This window comes from Paenibacillus sp. UNC499MF (assembly GCF_900107975.1).
Classification (GTDB): domain Bacteria; phylum Bacillota; class Bacilli; order Paenibacillales; family NBRC-103111; genus Paenibacillus_F.
Genome location: NZ_FNVF01000002.1, coordinates 40,190 through 56,447, shown reverse-complemented (window position 1 = coordinate 56,447; position 16,258 = coordinate 40,190). Strand labels below are relative to the sequence as shown.

The 16,258-nt window shown below is 54.0% G+C and carries 18 protein-coding genes; 4 read left to right on the top strand and 14 right to left on the bottom strand.

The window, feature by feature from the left end; all coding sequences use genetic code 11:
- The first annotated feature begins 186 nt into the window (after positions 1-186).
- A complete protein-coding gene (locus tag C4S74_RS05355; RefSeq protein ID WP_103994327.1) occupies positions 187-588 on the top strand; it encodes a secondary thiamine-phosphate synthase enzyme YjbQ in 402 nt (133 codons plus the stop codon).
- Here the strand turns inward: C4S74_RS05355 and C4S74_RS05350 are convergent.
- From C4S74_RS05350 to C4S74_RS05340, 3 genes are all read right to left on the bottom strand, one after another.
- Entirely contained in the window at positions 569-1,210 is a 642-nt protein-coding gene (locus tag C4S74_RS05350) for a TetR/AcrR family transcriptional regulator (RefSeq protein ID WP_103994326.1), read from the bottom strand. The two genes, C4S74_RS05355 and C4S74_RS05350, sit on opposite strands and share 20 nt — an antisense overlap.
- A gap of 34 nt (positions 1,211-1,244) precedes the next feature.
- The gene (locus C4S74_RS05345; protein WP_103994325.1) at positions 1,245-1,883 is read right to left on the bottom strand and encodes a YigZ family protein; all 639 of its coding nucleotides are present in this window, start codon (positions 1,881-1,883) and stop codon (positions 1,245-1,247) included.
- A 196-nt stretch (positions 1,884-2,079) separates the two neighbouring features.
- Positions 2,080-3,435, bottom strand: a complete 1,356-nt coding sequence (locus C4S74_RS05340) for a glucose-6-phosphate isomerase (protein ID WP_103994324.1) — start codon at positions 3,433-3,435, stop codon at positions 2,080-2,082.
- 357 nt (positions 3,436-3,792) lie between these two features.
- On the opposite strand from C4S74_RS05340, the gene C4S74_RS05335 reads away from it, so the two are divergent.
- Entirely contained in the window at positions 3,793-4,692 is a 900-nt protein-coding gene (locus tag C4S74_RS05335) for an NAD(P)-dependent oxidoreductase (protein ID WP_103994323.1), read from the top strand.
- 430 nt (positions 4,693-5,122) lie between these two features.
- Here the strand turns inward: C4S74_RS05335 and C4S74_RS05330 are convergent, their stop codons facing one another.
- Complete coding sequence (locus tag C4S74_RS05330) at positions 5,123-5,440, bottom strand: pyrimidine/purine nucleoside phosphorylase (protein ID WP_103994322.1); 318 nt, start codon at positions 5,438-5,440, stop codon at positions 5,123-5,125.
- Between the two features lie 79 nt (positions 5,441-5,519).
- Positions 5,520-7,541, bottom strand: coding sequence for a transketolase (gene tkt, locus C4S74_RS05325; protein ID WP_103994321.1), 2,022 nt, complete (start codon positions 7,539-7,541; stop codon positions 5,520-5,522).
- Between the two features lie 151 nt (positions 7,542-7,692).
- On the opposite strand from tkt, the gene C4S74_RS05320 reads away from it, so the two are divergent.
- Complete coding sequence (locus C4S74_RS05320; RefSeq protein WP_103994320.1) at positions 7,693-8,154, top strand: hypothetical protein; 462 nt, start codon at positions 7,693-7,695, stop codon at positions 8,152-8,154.
- Between the two features lie 123 nt (positions 8,155-8,277).
- On the opposite strand, the gene purU is transcribed toward C4S74_RS05320, so the two are convergent.
- Together purU and C4S74_RS05310 are read right to left on the bottom strand one after the other, a co-directional pair.
- Complete coding sequence (gene purU, locus C4S74_RS05315; RefSeq protein ID WP_103994319.1) at positions 8,278-9,165, bottom strand: formyltetrahydrofolate deformylase; 888 nt, start codon at positions 9,163-9,165, stop codon at positions 8,278-8,280.
- 81 nt (positions 9,166-9,246) lie between these two features.
- On the bottom strand, positions 9,247-10,374 hold the full coding sequence (locus C4S74_RS05310; protein ID WP_103994318.1) for a deoxyribonuclease IV: 1,128 nt from the start codon (positions 10,372-10,374) through the stop codon (positions 9,247-9,249).
- A gap of 166 nt (positions 10,375-10,540) precedes the next feature.
- On the opposite strand from C4S74_RS05310, the gene C4S74_RS05305 reads away from it, so the two are divergent.
- Positions 10,541-10,954, top strand: coding sequence for a DUF2621 domain-containing protein (locus C4S74_RS05305; protein ID WP_042229966.1), 414 nt, complete (start codon positions 10,541-10,543; stop codon positions 10,952-10,954).
- 333 nt (positions 10,955-11,287) lie between these two features.
- Here the strand turns inward: C4S74_RS05305 and C4S74_RS05300 are convergent, their stop codons facing one another.
- The 7 genes from C4S74_RS05300 to C4S74_RS05275 all read right to left on the bottom strand — a co-directional run bounded on the left by C4S74_RS05300 (position 11,288) and on the right by C4S74_RS05275 (position 16,200).
- Positions 11,288-11,506, bottom strand: coding sequence for a hypothetical protein (locus C4S74_RS05300; RefSeq protein ID WP_103994317.1), 219 nt, complete (start codon positions 11,504-11,506; stop codon positions 11,288-11,290).
- Positions 11,507-11,594: 88 nt separating this feature from the next.
- Positions 11,595-12,188: a VanZ family protein gene (locus C4S74_RS05295; protein ID WP_258042394.1), complete on the bottom strand. Its 594-nt coding sequence runs from the start codon at positions 12,186-12,188 to the stop codon at positions 11,595-11,597.
- A 45-nt stretch (positions 12,189-12,233) separates the two neighbouring features.
- Positions 12,234-12,407: a hypothetical protein gene (locus C4S74_RS26400; protein ID WP_009672029.1), complete on the bottom strand. Its 174-nt coding sequence runs from the start codon at positions 12,405-12,407 to the stop codon at positions 12,234-12,236.
- A gap of 18 nt (positions 12,408-12,425) precedes the next feature.
- Positions 12,426-13,577, bottom strand: a complete 1,152-nt coding sequence (locus C4S74_RS05290) for a DegT/DnrJ/EryC1/StrS aminotransferase family protein (protein ID WP_181024347.1) — start codon at positions 13,575-13,577, stop codon at positions 12,426-12,428.
- 17 nt (positions 13,578-13,594) lie between these two features.
- Positions 13,595-14,266 (bottom strand): acetyltransferase, encoded by a 672-nt coding sequence (locus C4S74_RS05285; RefSeq protein WP_103994314.1) that lies wholly within the window; start codon positions 14,264-14,266, stop codon positions 13,595-13,597.
- Complete coding sequence (locus C4S74_RS05280) at positions 14,263-14,874, bottom strand: sugar transferase (RefSeq protein WP_103994313.1); 612 nt, start codon at positions 14,872-14,874, stop codon at positions 14,263-14,265. Before C4S74_RS05280 ends, C4S74_RS05285 begins: the two co-directional genes overlap by 4 nt.
- Before the next feature lie 15 nt (positions 14,875-14,889).
- Positions 14,890-16,200, bottom strand: a complete 1,311-nt coding sequence (locus C4S74_RS05275) for a nucleotide sugar dehydrogenase (protein WP_103994312.1) — start codon at positions 16,198-16,200, stop codon at positions 14,890-14,892.
- Positions 16,201-16,258 lie beyond the last annotated feature (58 nt).

Below are 16,258 nucleotides of genomic sequence, written 5' to 3'. Positions count from 1 at the left end.
TCGTTATCCGGTTATGCTTTCATTGTAACACGTTTTGACACCGGAAATCGCGTCCGTTACGATAGAATGCGACCAGAACGCGGGCTTGACTATGAGGTGCATGGGAGATACGAAGCTTGTACGGGCTTATAAGCTCCCAGCCTTCCTTACCCGCCGGTCCCAAACCTTCAAGGAGGAAATCCTCTTATGCTGCATACCTGCGAGCTTGTCACCCGCAAACGGGACGAAATGGTTGAAATTACGGATATCGTGGCAAGGCTGGTTGGGGAAAACCGTATTCAAGACGGCACCGCCATCGTTTACTGCCCTCATACGACGGCGGGAGTGACGATCAATGAAAATGCCGATCCCGATGTAAAAAGGGATACGCTCATGCGCCTGGACGAAGTGTTTCCCTGGGAACATCCGCGCGACCGTCATGCGGAAGGCAATACGGCCGCTCATCTGAAAGCTATGACCATGGGCGCCTCGCAAACCGTATTTATCCGCGGAGGCCGCCTTGAGCTGGGCCGCTGGCAGGGAATTTACTTCTGTGAATTTGACGGGCCCCGCAGCCGTACGTTTACCGTTAAGCTGATTCGTGATTAACCAGACTGACCTTGGAAGACTCGGATCGGGCCGCCGTGGAGACCATGTTGCTGCACAGCAGCTGTACATGCTCTTCGGCGAGCTGTTCCACCAGCTCAAACGTCTGTCCGTAATGAATGGAATGCGAGATGAATCCGTGCATGGACATGAACAAATTCCAAGGGAGCCGGTATTCCTGATCTTCCTTGTCCGGCATTCCCGAAATGACCTGGCGCACAACCGTGGCAAACAGATCGAAACATTTCGCCTGCTCGGTCCGCGAGTACTGACGCAGCTCCTCGTCCCGGATCATAAACATGATTTCGTAATGATGCGGGTTCTCCAGTCCGAACCGGATAAACTCCATCATCAGCTTCTGCAGCAGAGGAACCCCGAGAACAGCGGATTCGACGATGATTTGCCGCTGCCGCTGCAGGAGTATGCCGAAATCCTCCAGTATAAGTGCATTGAACAGCTCTGCTTTTTCTCTGAAATGATAGTATAACGCGCCATGGCTGTAACCCATTGCTTTAGCGATGCTTCGCATCGTTAAAGCGCGATAACCGCGAGTTACGAATAACTCCCTGGCCTCTTCAAGAATCCGCTCTCTGCTAAGTTCCTGAGCGACTGCCTTCCTCGCCATAAGAATCCCTCCGCTTCGGTGGTGTATGAAATTGTTAGGGTAGCTCGCTATGTTCGATATATGTATGTTCGCCGCGTATGATGTTTCCTTGACCTTGGGTCAAATCGGTAAACCAGTCGGCAAAAGAATCCGCCTCGCCAGATAAGGGATAGCACCGGAGGATAACCTTATCGGTAAATTCCGTATCGCCCATCCGCATGTTGCGGTTCCGCAGCTCATTCTCCACTTTACCCAGCCAAGTATAATCGATTTCAGCGAGCAGTTCCTGATGACTTACTTTGTAAACGGGCACCGCGGCCTGTATTCCCGCGACTGCGCCATCCGTGTAGGCTCTGATCAGTCCGCCGGCTCCCAGCATAATACCGCCGAAATACCGGGTGACGACTACGGCCACGTTCTTGAGATCCATATTCCGGATCACTTCGAGAATCGGTTTGCCGGCTGTGCCGCTCGGCTCCCCGTCATCCGACTGTTTCTGAATCTCGTTGCGTTCTCCGATCATGTAAGCGGAACAGTTGTGGGTCGCCATCGAGTGTTCTTTCTTCACGCCGGCTATAAAAGCAAGCGCTTCCTCTTCGGACGAAACCGGCAAAGCCTGACCGATAAACCGGGAACGTTTGATGACAATTTCATCGGCTCCATGCTTCTGTACCGTTCTGTAGGATGCTATCATGTCGCTTCTTCATTCCATTTCCTAACTAATGCGCCTTCTGTTTCATATCATTTTACACAAATCAGAATATTAGTACAATAGTTAATTTAGTTCTAACATTATTTCCAATAAAAAACAGACCTAATCCCGGAGGAAAAGGCCTGTTTTCGTTGGAAATGCCCTTACAGAGCCCTATACGGGTTCTGTCTGGACGAAACTAGTCGTTCAAGCGAGCTTCGAGTTTCGCTTTATCTTCTTCGTAACCGGGCTTGCCGAGGAGCGCAAACATGTTTTTCTTGTATGCTTCCACACCCGGCTGGTCGAACGGATTTACTCCGAGAAGGTAGCCGCTGATGCCGCATGCTTTTTCGAAGAAGTAAACCATATAACCGAACGTGTGAGCCGAAGTGTCCGGCAGTGTCACGATCAGGTTAGGTACGCCGCCGTCCGTATGAGCCAGCATAGTGCCCTGGAACGCCTTTTTGTTCACGAAATCCATCGTTTTGCCGCTCAGGAAGTTAAGCCCGTCCAGGTTCTCTTCATCGGTTCCGATGACGATCTCCTCTGCGGACTGGTTTACGAACAGTACCGTTTCAAACAGGTTGCGGTTGCCTTCCTGAATGAATTGGCCCATGGAGTGAAGATCTGTCGTGAAATCAACGGCAGCCGGGAAAATCCCCTTGTTGTCTTTGCCTTCACTCTCGCCGTAAAGCTGCTTCCACCACTCCGAAACATAATGCAGAGACGGCTCGTAGTTTACGAGAATCTCGGTAGTTTTGCCTTTGCGGTAGAGCGCGTTGCGAACAGCCGCGTACTGGTAGCTCGCGTTCTCGCTCAGCTCGGGGCTGGAGAAAGCTTCGCGAGCATCGGCTGCGCCCTGCATCATTTCTTCGATGTTGATGCCGGCCACCGCGATCGGAAGCAGGCCTACGGCCGTCAGTACGGAGTAACGTCCGCCTACATCGTCCGGAATAACGAAGGACTCGTAGCCTTCGCCGTTGGCAAGCTGCTTAAGAGCGCCCTTCTCGCGGTCGGTCGTGGCGTAGATGCGCTTGCGCGCGGCTTCTTTGCCGTATTTTTTCTCCAGCAGCTCGCGGAAAATACGGAAGGCGATCGCCGGCTCCGTCGTCGTTCCGGATTTGGAAATGACGTTTACGGAGAAGTCTTTGCCTTCCAGCAGCTGCAGGAGGTGCGTTACGTATGTAGAACTGATATTCTGGCCGACGAAGTATACGGCCGGAGTTTTACGCTTGTCTTTATCAAGCAGGTTATAGAAAGAATGGGACAGCATTTCAATCGCCGCGCGAGCCCCCAGGTAGGAGCCGCCGATGCCGATCACGACAAGCGCATCGGAGTCGGATTGAATCTGTTTCGCCGCTTTCTGGATTCTGCCGAACTCTTCTTTGTCGTAAGCGACCGGAAGATCGATCCACCCTAAATAATCACTACCGGCACCGGTTCCGTTATGCAGTTGGTCATGTGCGGTACGGATCGGCCCGGCCAGGTAATCAATTTCGTGCTGGGCAACGAAGTCAAGCGCCTTGCTGTAATCAAATTGCAGCTTCTGGGTCAACTTTCTCTCCTCCTCGGTTCTTTTACTTGGTTCTTTCCTCTAGCATACCGCTTCTGTGCCGCTGTCCGCAAGTCGCGCCCCAGGCGTGCTCCCTCTCCGTCAAACGTGCTACAATAGGAAAAACGCCTGGTGCTTTCTCCTTCGCCCGAGCGCTTGCAGGGACGGCTTCGCAGTACGGACAGGTGCAGGCGGGGCTTGCCGGACCTCCGGATAGTATTACCGGAACGGCGGATTTATTCTCCGAAAACACCCGGCGCATCGGCTTCGCATGCATTGATTCCTTACTATAAAAGCTTTCCGTACAAACTGCAAGTGAAATTATCGTGTCTGGCGTGACTCTAAACGAGGTGATTAGTGATGAAACAAATCGGATTTATCGGATTAGGCACCATGGGCGCCCCGATGGCCCTCAATCTGCTCCGCAAAGGGTATGCGGTCACCGTATATAACCGCAGTGCCGATAAAGCGGCTGAGCTTGTCCAGTCAGGTGCCTCTTTGGCCGCGACCCCTGCGGAAGCCGTCTCCGGGGCCGAGGTTCTGTTCACGATGCTGAGCAACGACTCCGCCGTCGAAAGCGTCTTCTACGGCGAAAACGGCGTGCTGGAGAAGGCTGGAGAAGGCCTTACCGTGATCGATTCGAGCACGATCTCTCCGGCCCTCAGCCAGCGTCTTCACGCCGATCTGGGCCAGCGCGGCGCTAAGTTCCTGGACGCGCCCGTAACCGGGAGCAAGCCCGCTGCCGAAGCGGCGACGCTCGTGTTTATGGTCGGCGGTGACCGCCCCGTGTTCGACGCCCAGCACGCGCTGCTGAGCGATCTCGGCAGCAAAGTGCTTTACATGGGGCCGTCCGGTTCCGGCTCCTATACGAAGCTGGCCCACAACACGATTGTGGGCATTAACGCGATCGGCCTGATGGAGGGCCTCTCCATCGCGACGAAAGCGGGCCTCGCGCCCGAGCAGTTCCTGCAGATCGTGCAGGCGGGGTCCGCGGGCAGCAAGCAGGCCGAGCTCAAAGGCCCGAAGATTCTCGCCCGCGATTTCAGCAACCAGTTCTCGCTGAAGCTGATGCTGAAGGACCTGCTGCTGGCGTCCGAGCTGACGGGCAAGTTCCAGCTTCCGGCCCCTGTGCTGCATGCGGCGACCACCGTGTTCCAGATGGGCCTGAGCAAAGGCCTTGGCGAAGATGACCTGGCCGCAGCTATCCAGTGCTACGAGGAATGGATGAACGAGAAGGTCGAGAAAAAAGACGGGCAGTAAAACGGGGCTTGAACCAGCGGATACTGACATAACGGCAGACGGGGCCCTTCTTCTGCCCCCACTTGCGCCGCGATTTATCCGCCGCAGGGGAACTCGTAACCGATTAATACGCGTCATCCGTCCGTTTGTTAACAGCATCGGCAGACGTACTTCTGTCTCTATGGCCGTTTTCGCGGTGTGCTGAATTAAACGTAAAAGGCCCTTCCGGACGAAACGTTCGGAAGGGCCTTTCTTACCTGCGTGTGCATACGTCCGCGGCTTCGTGCTACCTGCGTATATCTTCTGCCGCGTATACCCCACGGTCGCTGATGTCCGCATCGTATACCTGCTGGCATGCGTATTCCACAATGCGTATACTCCTATCGCATGTACCCGCTGTTGCGTATCGCCCAGCCTACCGGCCAAGCAGCCGCAGTCCAAAACCGGAAGCCTATTCCGCGATGTATGAGCAGCAGTAATCCGTGACGGTCCGGACTTTCAGCTTGAATTTAGCATTAGCCGGGACGGTAAACTCCCCTTCGCCCTGAATGTCCGTCCACTCGGTTTCGCCCGGAAGGAGGACGCTCAGGTCGCCGGCTAAGATTTCCATGATCTCTTTGGAGTCCGTACCGAATTCATACTCTCCGGGAAGCATGATTCCCAGCGTTTTCTTCGTGCCATCCGCGAATAAAACGGCGCGGCTGGTCACTTTTCCCTCAAAATAAACGTTCGCTTTCTTGACTACGGTAACTCCTTCGAAATTCGACAACCTGTTCTCCCCCTCGTAAATGGCGGCTGCACATAAGGACGACCCTGTGAAAGCGGTCGTCCGGATGGCATTCCTTTATTTATTTAAGCAGTTCTTTGACGCGCTTGACGACATTCTCTGCCGTAAAACCGAATTCCTTGATGAGCAGGTCGCCCGGAGCGGAAGCGCCGAACGTGCTGATTCCGAGGATAGAACCCTCGTCGCCCACATAACGCTCCCAGCCGAGCGGATAAGCCATTTCAACGCCGAGACGTTTTTTGACGTCCGGAAGCAGAACGGAATCCTTGTATTCCTGGGACTGCTTCTCGAACAGCTCCCAGCTCGGCATGCTGACGACGCGCACTTGGATGCCTTCTTCGGCGAGCAGCTTCTGAGCGGCCACACCGTGCTGAACTTCCGAGCCTGTCGCAAGGATGAGAGCGTCCGGCTTGCCGTTAGGCGCGTCGGATACGACGTAAGCGCCTTTGGAGAAGTTCTCGCGCGCATATTTGGCGGATCCTTCGAGTTGCGGCAGGTTTTGGCGGGTCAAAATGAGCGCATACGGTCCGTCGTTATGCTCCATGACGTAACGCCAAGCTTCGCTCGTTTCGTTGCCGTCCGCAGGACGAAGAACGGTCATGCCCGGAATGACGCGGAGAGCCGCAAGCTGTTCAACCGGCTCGTGAGTCGGGCCGTCTTCGCCTACGCCGATACTGTCATGCGTGAAGACGTAGATCACCGGCTGCTTCATCAGGGCAGCCAGACGGATCGACGGACGCAGGTAGTCGGAGAATACGAAGAACGTGCCGCCGTACACGCGGAGACCGCCGTGCAGGGAAATACCGTTCAGGGCTGCGCCCATGCCGAATTCGCGTACGCCGAACCAGATGTTGCGGCCCGCGTAATTTTCCGCATTGAAGATCGGAGCGTTCTTGATCTCCGTATTGTTGGAGCTTGCCAGGTCGGCGGAACCCCCGAAGAAGAACGGAACGTTCTTCGCTACGGCGTTCAGCGCGTTACCGGAAGCGGCGCGCGTAGCCAGAGCTTTGTCTTCCGGCGTGTAAACCGGGAGATCGCGGTCCCAGCCTTCCGGCAGCTTTCCGCTTTCGCCCAATTCAAACTGCTCGGCGAGTTCCGGGTAAGCTTTGCGGTAGTCGTCGAACAGGTTATTCCATTTCTGTTCGGCCTGAATGCCTTTTTCTTTGACAGCCGCATAATGCTCGCGTACTTCTTCAGGAACATAGAAATCTTCTTCGTAGTTCCACTTGTAGAATTCCTTCGTCAGCTTGGCTTCTTCCAGACCGAGCGGGGAACCGTGCGGTCCGGCATGTCCGCCTTTGCCGCCTTTGTTCGGGCTGCCGTAGCCGATCGTCGTTTTCACTTCGATCAGTGTAGGACGGGTGGTGTCGGCTTTCGCCTCTTCAACCGCACGATTGAGAGCTTCCAGGTCGTTCTGCTCTTCTACGCGGAGCACCTGCCAGCCGTATGCTTCGAAACGTTTTTGAACATTTTCGGTAAAGGAAACGTGCAGATCGCCGTCCAGCGAAATGTCGTTGGAATCGTACATCATGATCAGCTTGCCAAGCTTAAGCGTAGCAGCCAGAGAAACGGCCTCGGACGATACACCTTCCATCATGTCACCGTCTCCGCAGATGGCATATGTATAGTGATCGATAACCGGATAACCTTCACGGTTGTACAGGCCGGCCAGATGAGCTTCGGCCATCGCCATACCTACGGCCATGCCGATACCTTGTCCGAGCGGACCGGTAGTCGCGTCAACGCCCGCCGTGTGACCGAACTCGGGATGTCCCGGAGTCAGGCTGCCCCACTGGCGGAAGTTTTTGATTTCTTCCATCGGAAGATCATAGCCCGTCAGGTGCAGAATCGCGTAAAGCAGCATGGAGCCGTGGCCTGCGGACAGGACAAAACGGTCGCGGTTGATCCATGTCGGGTTGGCCGGGTTATGGGTCATTTGATGCGCAAACAGCGTATAAGCCATAGGCGCGGCTCCCATAACGATGCCGGGGTGACCGGACTTGGCTTTCTCGATAGCGTCGATTCCGAGTGTACGGATCGTGTGAACGGCTAGTTGCTGAATAGGCGTATTGCTTGCAGACATGGTGTATCCTCCTATGAATGGTCTCGTGTTATACTGTTGTTATTCTCACCAATAATGAAGCTTTAGTTCCATTATAAAGCTAAAATCCGAAACCGCAATGTCAGCCCCTTGGCATTAGCGTCCGCATTCGGACAAGGAGAGTGAAAAGCGGGTGGGCCGCACTTTTTTTGAAAACGGAATCATGCTTGTCCTGCGGGGCTTCGCTTTCGGGCTGGTGCCCGGAATCGCTCTCGCCCTGCTTTTTAAAGCGGTGGAATTCTTGGAAGGTCCCCGCGTCTATACGCTGCTGCTCAATGTCGACTTTATTCCGGGCCTCGGGGGTAATCTGCCCGAATGGTTCGAGCTGACCCTGCACTTGGCCGTTTCGGTCCTTATCGGATTCCTGTACGCGTTTCTGCTCGGACGTCTTGGAAAATCGTGGCTGCCGGGGCTTCTGCTCGGTATTGCCCCTATCCCCTTATTCATACCCCTTACCCAGTTGGCCGTATCGGCGAAAACACCCGGCCTTTCGGATGCGAACGCCATGATCTGGTGGATCGCGGGGCACCTTCTCTACGGAATGATACTCGCCTTTATGGGCAGAAAAGCCCTGCAAACCCGCCCTAAAGAATGAACCGCTTTAAAGCGGCATAGTCCCGGGGGATGCTTTTTTAATAAAATCCGAAGCGGCAGAGAAGCCCTTCGGATTCTTTTTACTGAATCAGCCTTAGCACGGTTTCGCTCTACGGCTGCGGTTCTAGCTGAATACGACCGTTTTGTTCTGATGAACGAGAATGCGGTCTTCCGTATGCCAGGAAACGGCTCTTGCCAGAACGATCCGCTCGATATGGCGGCCGATGCGCTTCAAATCGTCGACATTGTCACGGTGGCTGACACGCTGTACGTCCTGCTCGATGATCGGACCTCCGTCTAACTCCTCCGTCACGTAATGCGCGGTCGCCCCGATCAGCTTGACTCCCCGCCCGTGAGCCTGCGCATAAGGTTTGCCCCCGACGAAAGCCGGAAGGAAGGAATGATGAATATTAATGATGCGGTTCTGGTAATGCTTGATAAAAGAAGCCGGAATAATCTGCATGTACCGGGCCAGGATGATCAAATCCACTTTGCCTTCGAGCAGCTCCAGGTGGCGTTTCTCCACTTCCGCCTTCGTATCCGGAGTTACCGGGATATGGTGGTACGGAATGCCGAATGGCTCCACAAGGGACGCCATATCCGGGTGGTTGCTGACGACCATGGCGATATCCGCGTCGAGATCTCCGGCTCGCCAGTGCCACAGCAGCTCGAGCAGACAGTGATCTTCCTTGGAGACGAAGATAGCCAGACGTTTTCTCTGGCTGGCCAGCGACAGGCTCCAGTCCATCGAGAATTCGGCAGCCACACCGCCGAAATCGGCCTCAAGCTGCGGCTTGCGCTGCTCCAGGTCAATTAAGTCAAATTCGATCCGGATAAAAAACATGCCGCCTTCCGGATCCATGGTGTACTGGTCCGACTGGACGATATTCGCTCCGTATTCGGACAAAAATCGGGATACCGCGGCCACGATTCCAGGCCGGTCCGGACAGGAAATGAGCATTCTGCCGCGGTTTTGTTTGCCGGCTGCGCCGGACGTTTTTGCTGCTGCCATCTCTACTGGATTCTCCTTTGTACCTGCAAAATAGTAATCCCCCGGCCGAAGCCGGGGATAAAAACGGCATGAGCCGTTATCTTACAAAGACTTCAGCAGTTCCTTGCCGGCAAACCATGCCGTCAGGCGCTGATTGATCTGCTCTTCAGACAGTTCAGGGAACAGACGCTCTTCCGCGATCATGTCGTACAAGCGCTCCATCGGTTCGCGGCCGTCCGCTTTCTTGGCTTTCGCGTCGGTTTTGAGCAGCTCCCAGGTTTGCAGAACGAAGCCGCGGAAATCGACCTCTTTCTTTTCGAAAAAGAAAGCAAGCTTTTCCACGTCTTCCACGAAAGATTCGCCGAACCGTTCCAGGACGGTTCCGCTGAGCAGCGCGATCTCCGCTTCGTACATCGGACGCTGGGTTTTCGGGTCCTTCCCGATCCACGGTGTCTCCAGAATCATCGGCAGGCCGATCAGTTTCTCGTGATGAACGACGCGGTTCATCGCTTCGAAGCCGATCCACCCCGCTCCGACCGGAGCATGGCGGTCTTTGGACGCGCCGCGCGGGTTCTTGCTGTCGTTAAGGTGGACGACCCCGATGCGGTCCAGACCGACCACGCGGTCGAACTGATCCAGTACGCCGTCCAGGTCGCCTACGACATCATACCCCGCATCGTGGATGTGGCAGGTATCCAGACATACCGTCAGGCGGCCGTTGTCTTCGACCTTGTCGATAATCCGGGCCAGCTCCTCAAAGCTGCGTCCCATCTCGGTGCCTTTGCCCGCCATAGTTTCCAGGGCGATATGCACGCCCGTGTCCTTCACGCCGGCGAGGACTTCGTTCAGCCCTTCCGAAATGCGGGCCAGGCCGTACTCGGCATCCTTGTCCGTAAACGCGCCGGGGTGAAGCACGATATTTTTCACGCCCAGATAGTCCGTGCGGCGGATTTCATCCTGCAGGAATTGAACCGCCAGCTCGTACGTGTTTTCTTTGTAGGAACCGAGGTTGATAATGTAAGGGGCGTGAACGACGATCTCGCCGATCCCGTGCTCTTGCATGACTTCCCGGCCCTCTTCGATATATTGCGTTTCAATAGGCTTGCGCCGTGTATTCTGAGGTGCACCTGTATAGATCATGAATGTGCCGGAGCCGTACGAAACAGCTTCCCGGGCCGCATTCAGCAAACCTTTGTCGGAAAATGAAACGTGTGAACCGATTTTTATCATAGGAATAGGCTCCTTGCTTTGTAAAATCTTTTCCCCCTATTTTACAGGCAATGTCGCAAGAAAGCCAGAAATAAGGTATAATTTCAAGAGAGATCCAGTGCTTAAACCTGGCCCCGTACGGGAATAACAGATTCCGAGGTGACGAGTTTTGAACAACTCCCTGTTTATGTGGTTTATTACTTTCTGGCCCCTTGTCCTCATTGGTCTGATGGCGATCGGCGGCTATTTTATGTTCCGCAAATTCCTGAAGGTGCTCCCGAAAGCCGACGGAAAATCCAAGCTCGACTGGCAGAACTATTACGTGGAGAAATCCCGTCATATGTGGACGGACGACTCCAAAGCTTTTCTTAACAAGCTTGTCGCCCCCGTACCCGGCCCGTTCCGTGACATCGCCAAACACTCCATTGCGGCCAAAATCGGGCAAATCGCATTGGAAGAGGAAGCCGCCGAAGTTACGCGCGAGCACTGCATCAAAGGCTATATTATCGCCACTCCCAAGCGGGATTACCGGAGCCTGATGAACTTCCTCGAACGCGAGAAAATCGATTACACACCTTACAAGCACCTGATCAATTCCTGATTTTTCTACTTGTTTCTTCTATTTGAATAGGATCTGTTCAGGGCTTGCTTCGAAAATCAACGTCAAAAAACCGCTCGGCCCATTGAGGACACGAGCGGTCATTTTTTTACGGCAAAGATGCAGAGGCATACAACACGGCGGGACCGGTCAAAAAGGCTAGAGCAGCCATAGACCCAGCGTCAGCGAAACGATCCCCAGAAGCAAATAAAGCAAGCTGATCAGCCAGCGGAGCCAAGGCTTCCATGCTTTATCCCCCTCAACAACCATTCTTCTCATCCTACTTTCCCTGACCTGAACGTTACCGACTTGGGGAGCATGTTACCCGGTTCTGCATTACGCCATCAACGGAAGACGAGTCTCATACTCGTTCAAACGTCCATGGTGCGGCAGATCGTGACTGCTCGTGGTGTTCGAATTCGGGGCCGCACAGCTTTTGCAGCTTGCCAGCGGTATCGACACCCGGTAAAATCCGGTTTTGAAAATATGATCCGCCTGAGTCCGGGACACAATCGAACCGCAGTGAATGCAGTAGACCAAATCCAAAGCTTTCATTCTCACACACCTCTTCATTTGCTTCTTGTTGTCGCAACTTGTTACATTCTGTATTCGTAAATTATTATAAGATACGTTTTGTAACAAATCAAGAAGTTTTTGGGTGATTTGGTGCGGTTTTACGAGTTTTTTGTAGAATTTTTAGAAAAAAATAATACATTGCCGTACCCAGAAGGGCACCGCAAGTGTCCAGGATAACGTCTTCTGCCATAGAAGTCCTTTGATACGTAAATTTCTGATGATATTCGTCCGTGACCGCAAAAAGCACACAGACCGCCAGCATGATGCTTGTGCGCTTGTAGCCGTTCATCGAACGGAAGCTGCCGAGCCAATAACCGGCAAGCAGAGCAAGGATTCCGTACTCCACGACATGGGCCGTTTTGCGTATGAAAAATTCGACATAGCCGTAAGTCCCCAGTCTCTTCACACTTACCACGGATTTGCCGTACTGAAACGACCCAGCGGGGGCCGCTTTTTTTAACTGCTGTTCCGAGATATGTTCACGCAGCAGCGGCTTTAGAGTTTGTTTCCAATACGGCTGCGAGGAGAGATAAAACATAAACGACATCCACACCAGCACCAGCGCCAGGCGGATCGTTTTATTGCGGCCGAGAGCTTTCATAAGCGCCTTCACCTGTTCCCGAACTAAACTTTGCCCCGTCAACAAAATAAAGCCCTCCAATATCGCGCATCCGATATTAGAGGGCTGTTGATCGTATCTTTTTTTCTATTTATAAGTAGTAAGCAAGGACATTTCCGTTTGGTTCACATGCTTAAGCATAATTTGCTTTAAATCGTCCACGTAGGGCTTGACCGTAGGCACCGGTTCACTCTGCTCTTCCACCCTATGTACAAATTGCTCCAACTCCAGCAGCAGCTGACGCATGTCCGGGTTCTGCATAATAATCGCCTTAACCGGTCAGCGGTTCGGGATAGCTATGGTACGAAGCACCATATCCATCACCCTGCTTTGATCGGCCGGAGTCAAGCTGGAGCCGGAAGGCAGGCACAGCCCCGTCGAGAAAAGCCGATCGGAGACACTGGTCTCCTCTTCATGGGGATAATAAGCGCATCCCTCGAAAAGCGGCTGAAGATGCAGCGGTTTCCATACGGGACGTGCCTCGATATTGTTAGCGGCCAGGCGGTCTACGATTTCCGTCGAGGAAACGCCCGTTACCTCTTCGTCGACCGTAATCGCCGTCAGCCACCGGGTCGAACGCCCGTAATCCGCCTCCGGCATGAAGGAAATTCCTTCTACGGATTCGAAGGCTTTACGATACTGCCCGAAGACTTCTCTCCTGGCCTGGATCCGGTCATTTAGAACCCGGAGCTGCCCTCTGCCGATACCGGCCAGTATATTGCTCATCCGGTAATTGTAGCCCACTTCCGAATGCTGGTAATGCCGGGCGGTATCCCGGGCCTGCGTAGCCCAGAATCTGGCTTTCTCCAGAGCTTCCAAGTCGTCGGAAACGAGCATTCCGCCTCCGGAAGTCGAAATGATTTTATTTCCGTTAAACGAATAGATGCCAAACCTGCCAAACGTCCCGCTCTGTTTCCCCTTATAAGTGGCTCCCAAAGACTCGGCCGCATCTTCGATTACCGGGATGCCATAGTTTTCGCAAAGGTTCAGGATGGGGTCCATATCCGCGCTTTGTCCGTAAAGATTAACGACGATAACCGCCTTCGGCAGTTTGCCTTCGCGGTCCGCTTCTTCAAACGCTCTCCTGAGAGCTCCGGCGGACATGTTCCATGTGTCCGGATCGGAATCGATGAATACGGGAATCCCGCCCTCGTACAGAATCGGATTCGCACTGGCCACGAATGTGAGGGAAGAGCAGAAAATCCGGTCACCCGGGCAAACTCCCGCAAGCTTGAGCGCCAGATGAATGGCCGAGGTGCCCGAACTTAACGCGGCGGCACCGGCAGCTCCCGCATAGGCGGCCAATTCTTCTTCAAAAGCGTTGACGTTCGGACCGAGAGGAGCGATCCAGTTCGTCTCGAACGCTTCCCTGACGTACTGTTGTTCGTAGTCTCCCATGTGAGGCGGAGACAAATAAATTTTCGGGTTCATGGGGATAGCCACTCTTCTCACTCCTTCTCTCTCTTAATAGGCTTCGCGGGTACGCCTACAACCGTGCAGCCGCCAGGCAGCGAACGGGTAACTACGGCACCGGCGCCGATTACCGTATCGGAGCCGATACGCAGCCCCTGCAGGATAACCGAGCCTGCCCCTATGTCTCCCGCATGGCCGATCTGCACATGCCCCGACACCCGCGCTCCTGGCAATATGCTGCCGTAGTCCCCTATGGCGGAATCATGCCCGACCGTCGCTCCGTAATTAATGAGGACGTGGCGGCCGAGACGGACATCGGTCGATACCACGGTATGGGCCGCGACTATGCATCCCTCCGAAATCTGGGCGCTCTCGGAGATAACGGCGGCGGGATGATAGAGCGAGGCATACCGGACCAGCGGGAACGCCTCTTCGATTTTTCCGGCAACGATCGTTTTAGTCTGCGAGCTGCCGATCGCGAAGATCAGCCTGGTTTCGTCCCAATCGGTCTGGGCCAGGGCCGAATAAGGATGGAGAACCGGATAACCGCTAACCATCCTTCCCTGTATCTGCTCGCTCTCATCCAGAAAACCGAGAATTTCCCAGGACGGGGAGAGACGGTTGATATCGCTGACTAGCTGTACAACTTCACGTCCCTGACCGCCGGCTCCGTAAATCCATAACTTCAAGGACCGGAAAGGTTTCATTTCTCAACGGCCCCGTTCGACGCGTACCCTTGGAACTCCGGCATCGTTACGTGTCCGCTCCTGCTCACACCCTCGGTTTTGATCACCTTGATCACGGTCATCCACAAAATTTTCATATCCAGCCCGAAAGACTGATGATCCACATACCAGACATCCAGCTCAAATTTCTGCTCCCAGCTTAAATCGTTGCGTCCATTTATCTGGGCCCAGCCTGTGATACCGGGTCTGACATCGTGGCGGCGCGCCTGCTCTCTCGTATAACGGTTCATATAATCCATAAGCAGCGGCCTGGGACCGACGAGACTCAATTCGCCGCGCAGTACGTTCAACAGCTGCGGCAGTTCGTCGAGGCTCAATTTACGGAGCAGCATCCCGAAGCGGGTCAATCTTATTTCATCGGGAAGCAGGCGTCCCTGTTCGTCACACTGGCTGGTCATCGTGCGGAATTTGAATATAGCAAAAGGTTTTCCGTGCAGCCCGGGCCGTGTCTGCTTAAACAACACGGGCGAGCCCAATTTTATCCGGATCAGTACGGCAACAAGAAATATAACCGGAAGCAGAATAGTTAGACCGATCAGCGCGGCAAGAAAATCAAACGTGCGTTTCATGGGAAAACCGACTCCTTATGCTAATTGACTAACCGGAACGGCAACCGTATCCTCGCGGCTCAATTCATGCAGATTTCCGTAATTGTAAAGTTTGCCTGCCGACTGCGGCACACGCGAAGCATCCACGCAGTTCTTGGTGTCTAGAATAACAGGTGATTTCATCCGGGAAAGCAAGCTTAGATCAAGCGATTTGAATTCGTTATGATCCGCCAGAATAAGCAGGCATTCCGCATCGGCCACTGCTTCTTCCGCCGTGAACAACGGGAACGGGGCAAGCTCTGCCAGTACGTGCGGGTCATGGACGCGGACATCGAATCCGTTCTCGCCGAGCATATGCACAACTTCCAGCGCCGGTGATTCCCGGATATCGTCCACATTCCCTTTATAAGTAATCCCGAATACGGCCACTCGTTTCCCCGCATGGGAAGGAGCGATTTTACCCGTTTGCTCGACGACAAAGGCGGGCATTGAATTGTTAATGGCGCGCGAAGCCGTCATAAGCGGAGTCAGCTCAGGAGCCTTCTCGATAATAAAATAAGGATCGACCGCAATGCAGTGGCCGCCAACGCCGGGCCCCGGCGTATGAAGATTAACGCGCGGGTGCTTGTTGGCCAGGCCGATCACTTCCAGCGCGTCTACTCCGATAGAAGCGGACACCTTCGCCAATTCATTGGCGAGAGCGATATTTACATCGCGGAATGTGTTCTCCATCAGCTTTGCCATTTCGGCGGACGTAGCGGAGGTCAGGATGATTTCGCCTTTAACGAAAGCGCGGTAGACTTCGGCGGCTTTCTCCGCGGACTGGGGATTGTATCCCCCCACGATCCGGTTATTTTCCACCAGCTCCTGGAAAATACGTCCGGGCAGCACCCTTTCCGGGCAGTGTGCCAAATAAATTTCCTCGCCCACACGCCATCCGGCTTTCGTCAGTACAGGAGCGACGACATCGTCGATCGTTCTTGGAGGAATCGTCGACTCTACAATGACGGTATTGCCTTTGCGGAGATAAGGCAGCACCGCCTCCGTCGCCGATACGACGTAATCGACGTTGGCCGTATGATCCGCATTGACCGGTGTAGGCACCGCGATAATGTATGTATCCGCAGGCTCCGGGTGGCGCTGTGCCTTGAAAGCATAGTTGGAACGGACATCTCGGAAAATGTCCTCCAGACCGTTCTCTTCGATATGAACTTCCCCCGCGTTCAGAGCCGATACGACTCTTTCGCTGACGTCTACACCAATAACCTCGAAGCCGGCTCTCGCGAATACGAGCGATGTCGGGAAACCGATATATCCCAATCCGATTACACAAATCTTTTTAGTCATAAGTATGTTCCTCCTCGTACATCTATAAGTTACATTTTGTATCATTTATTGCAAAAAA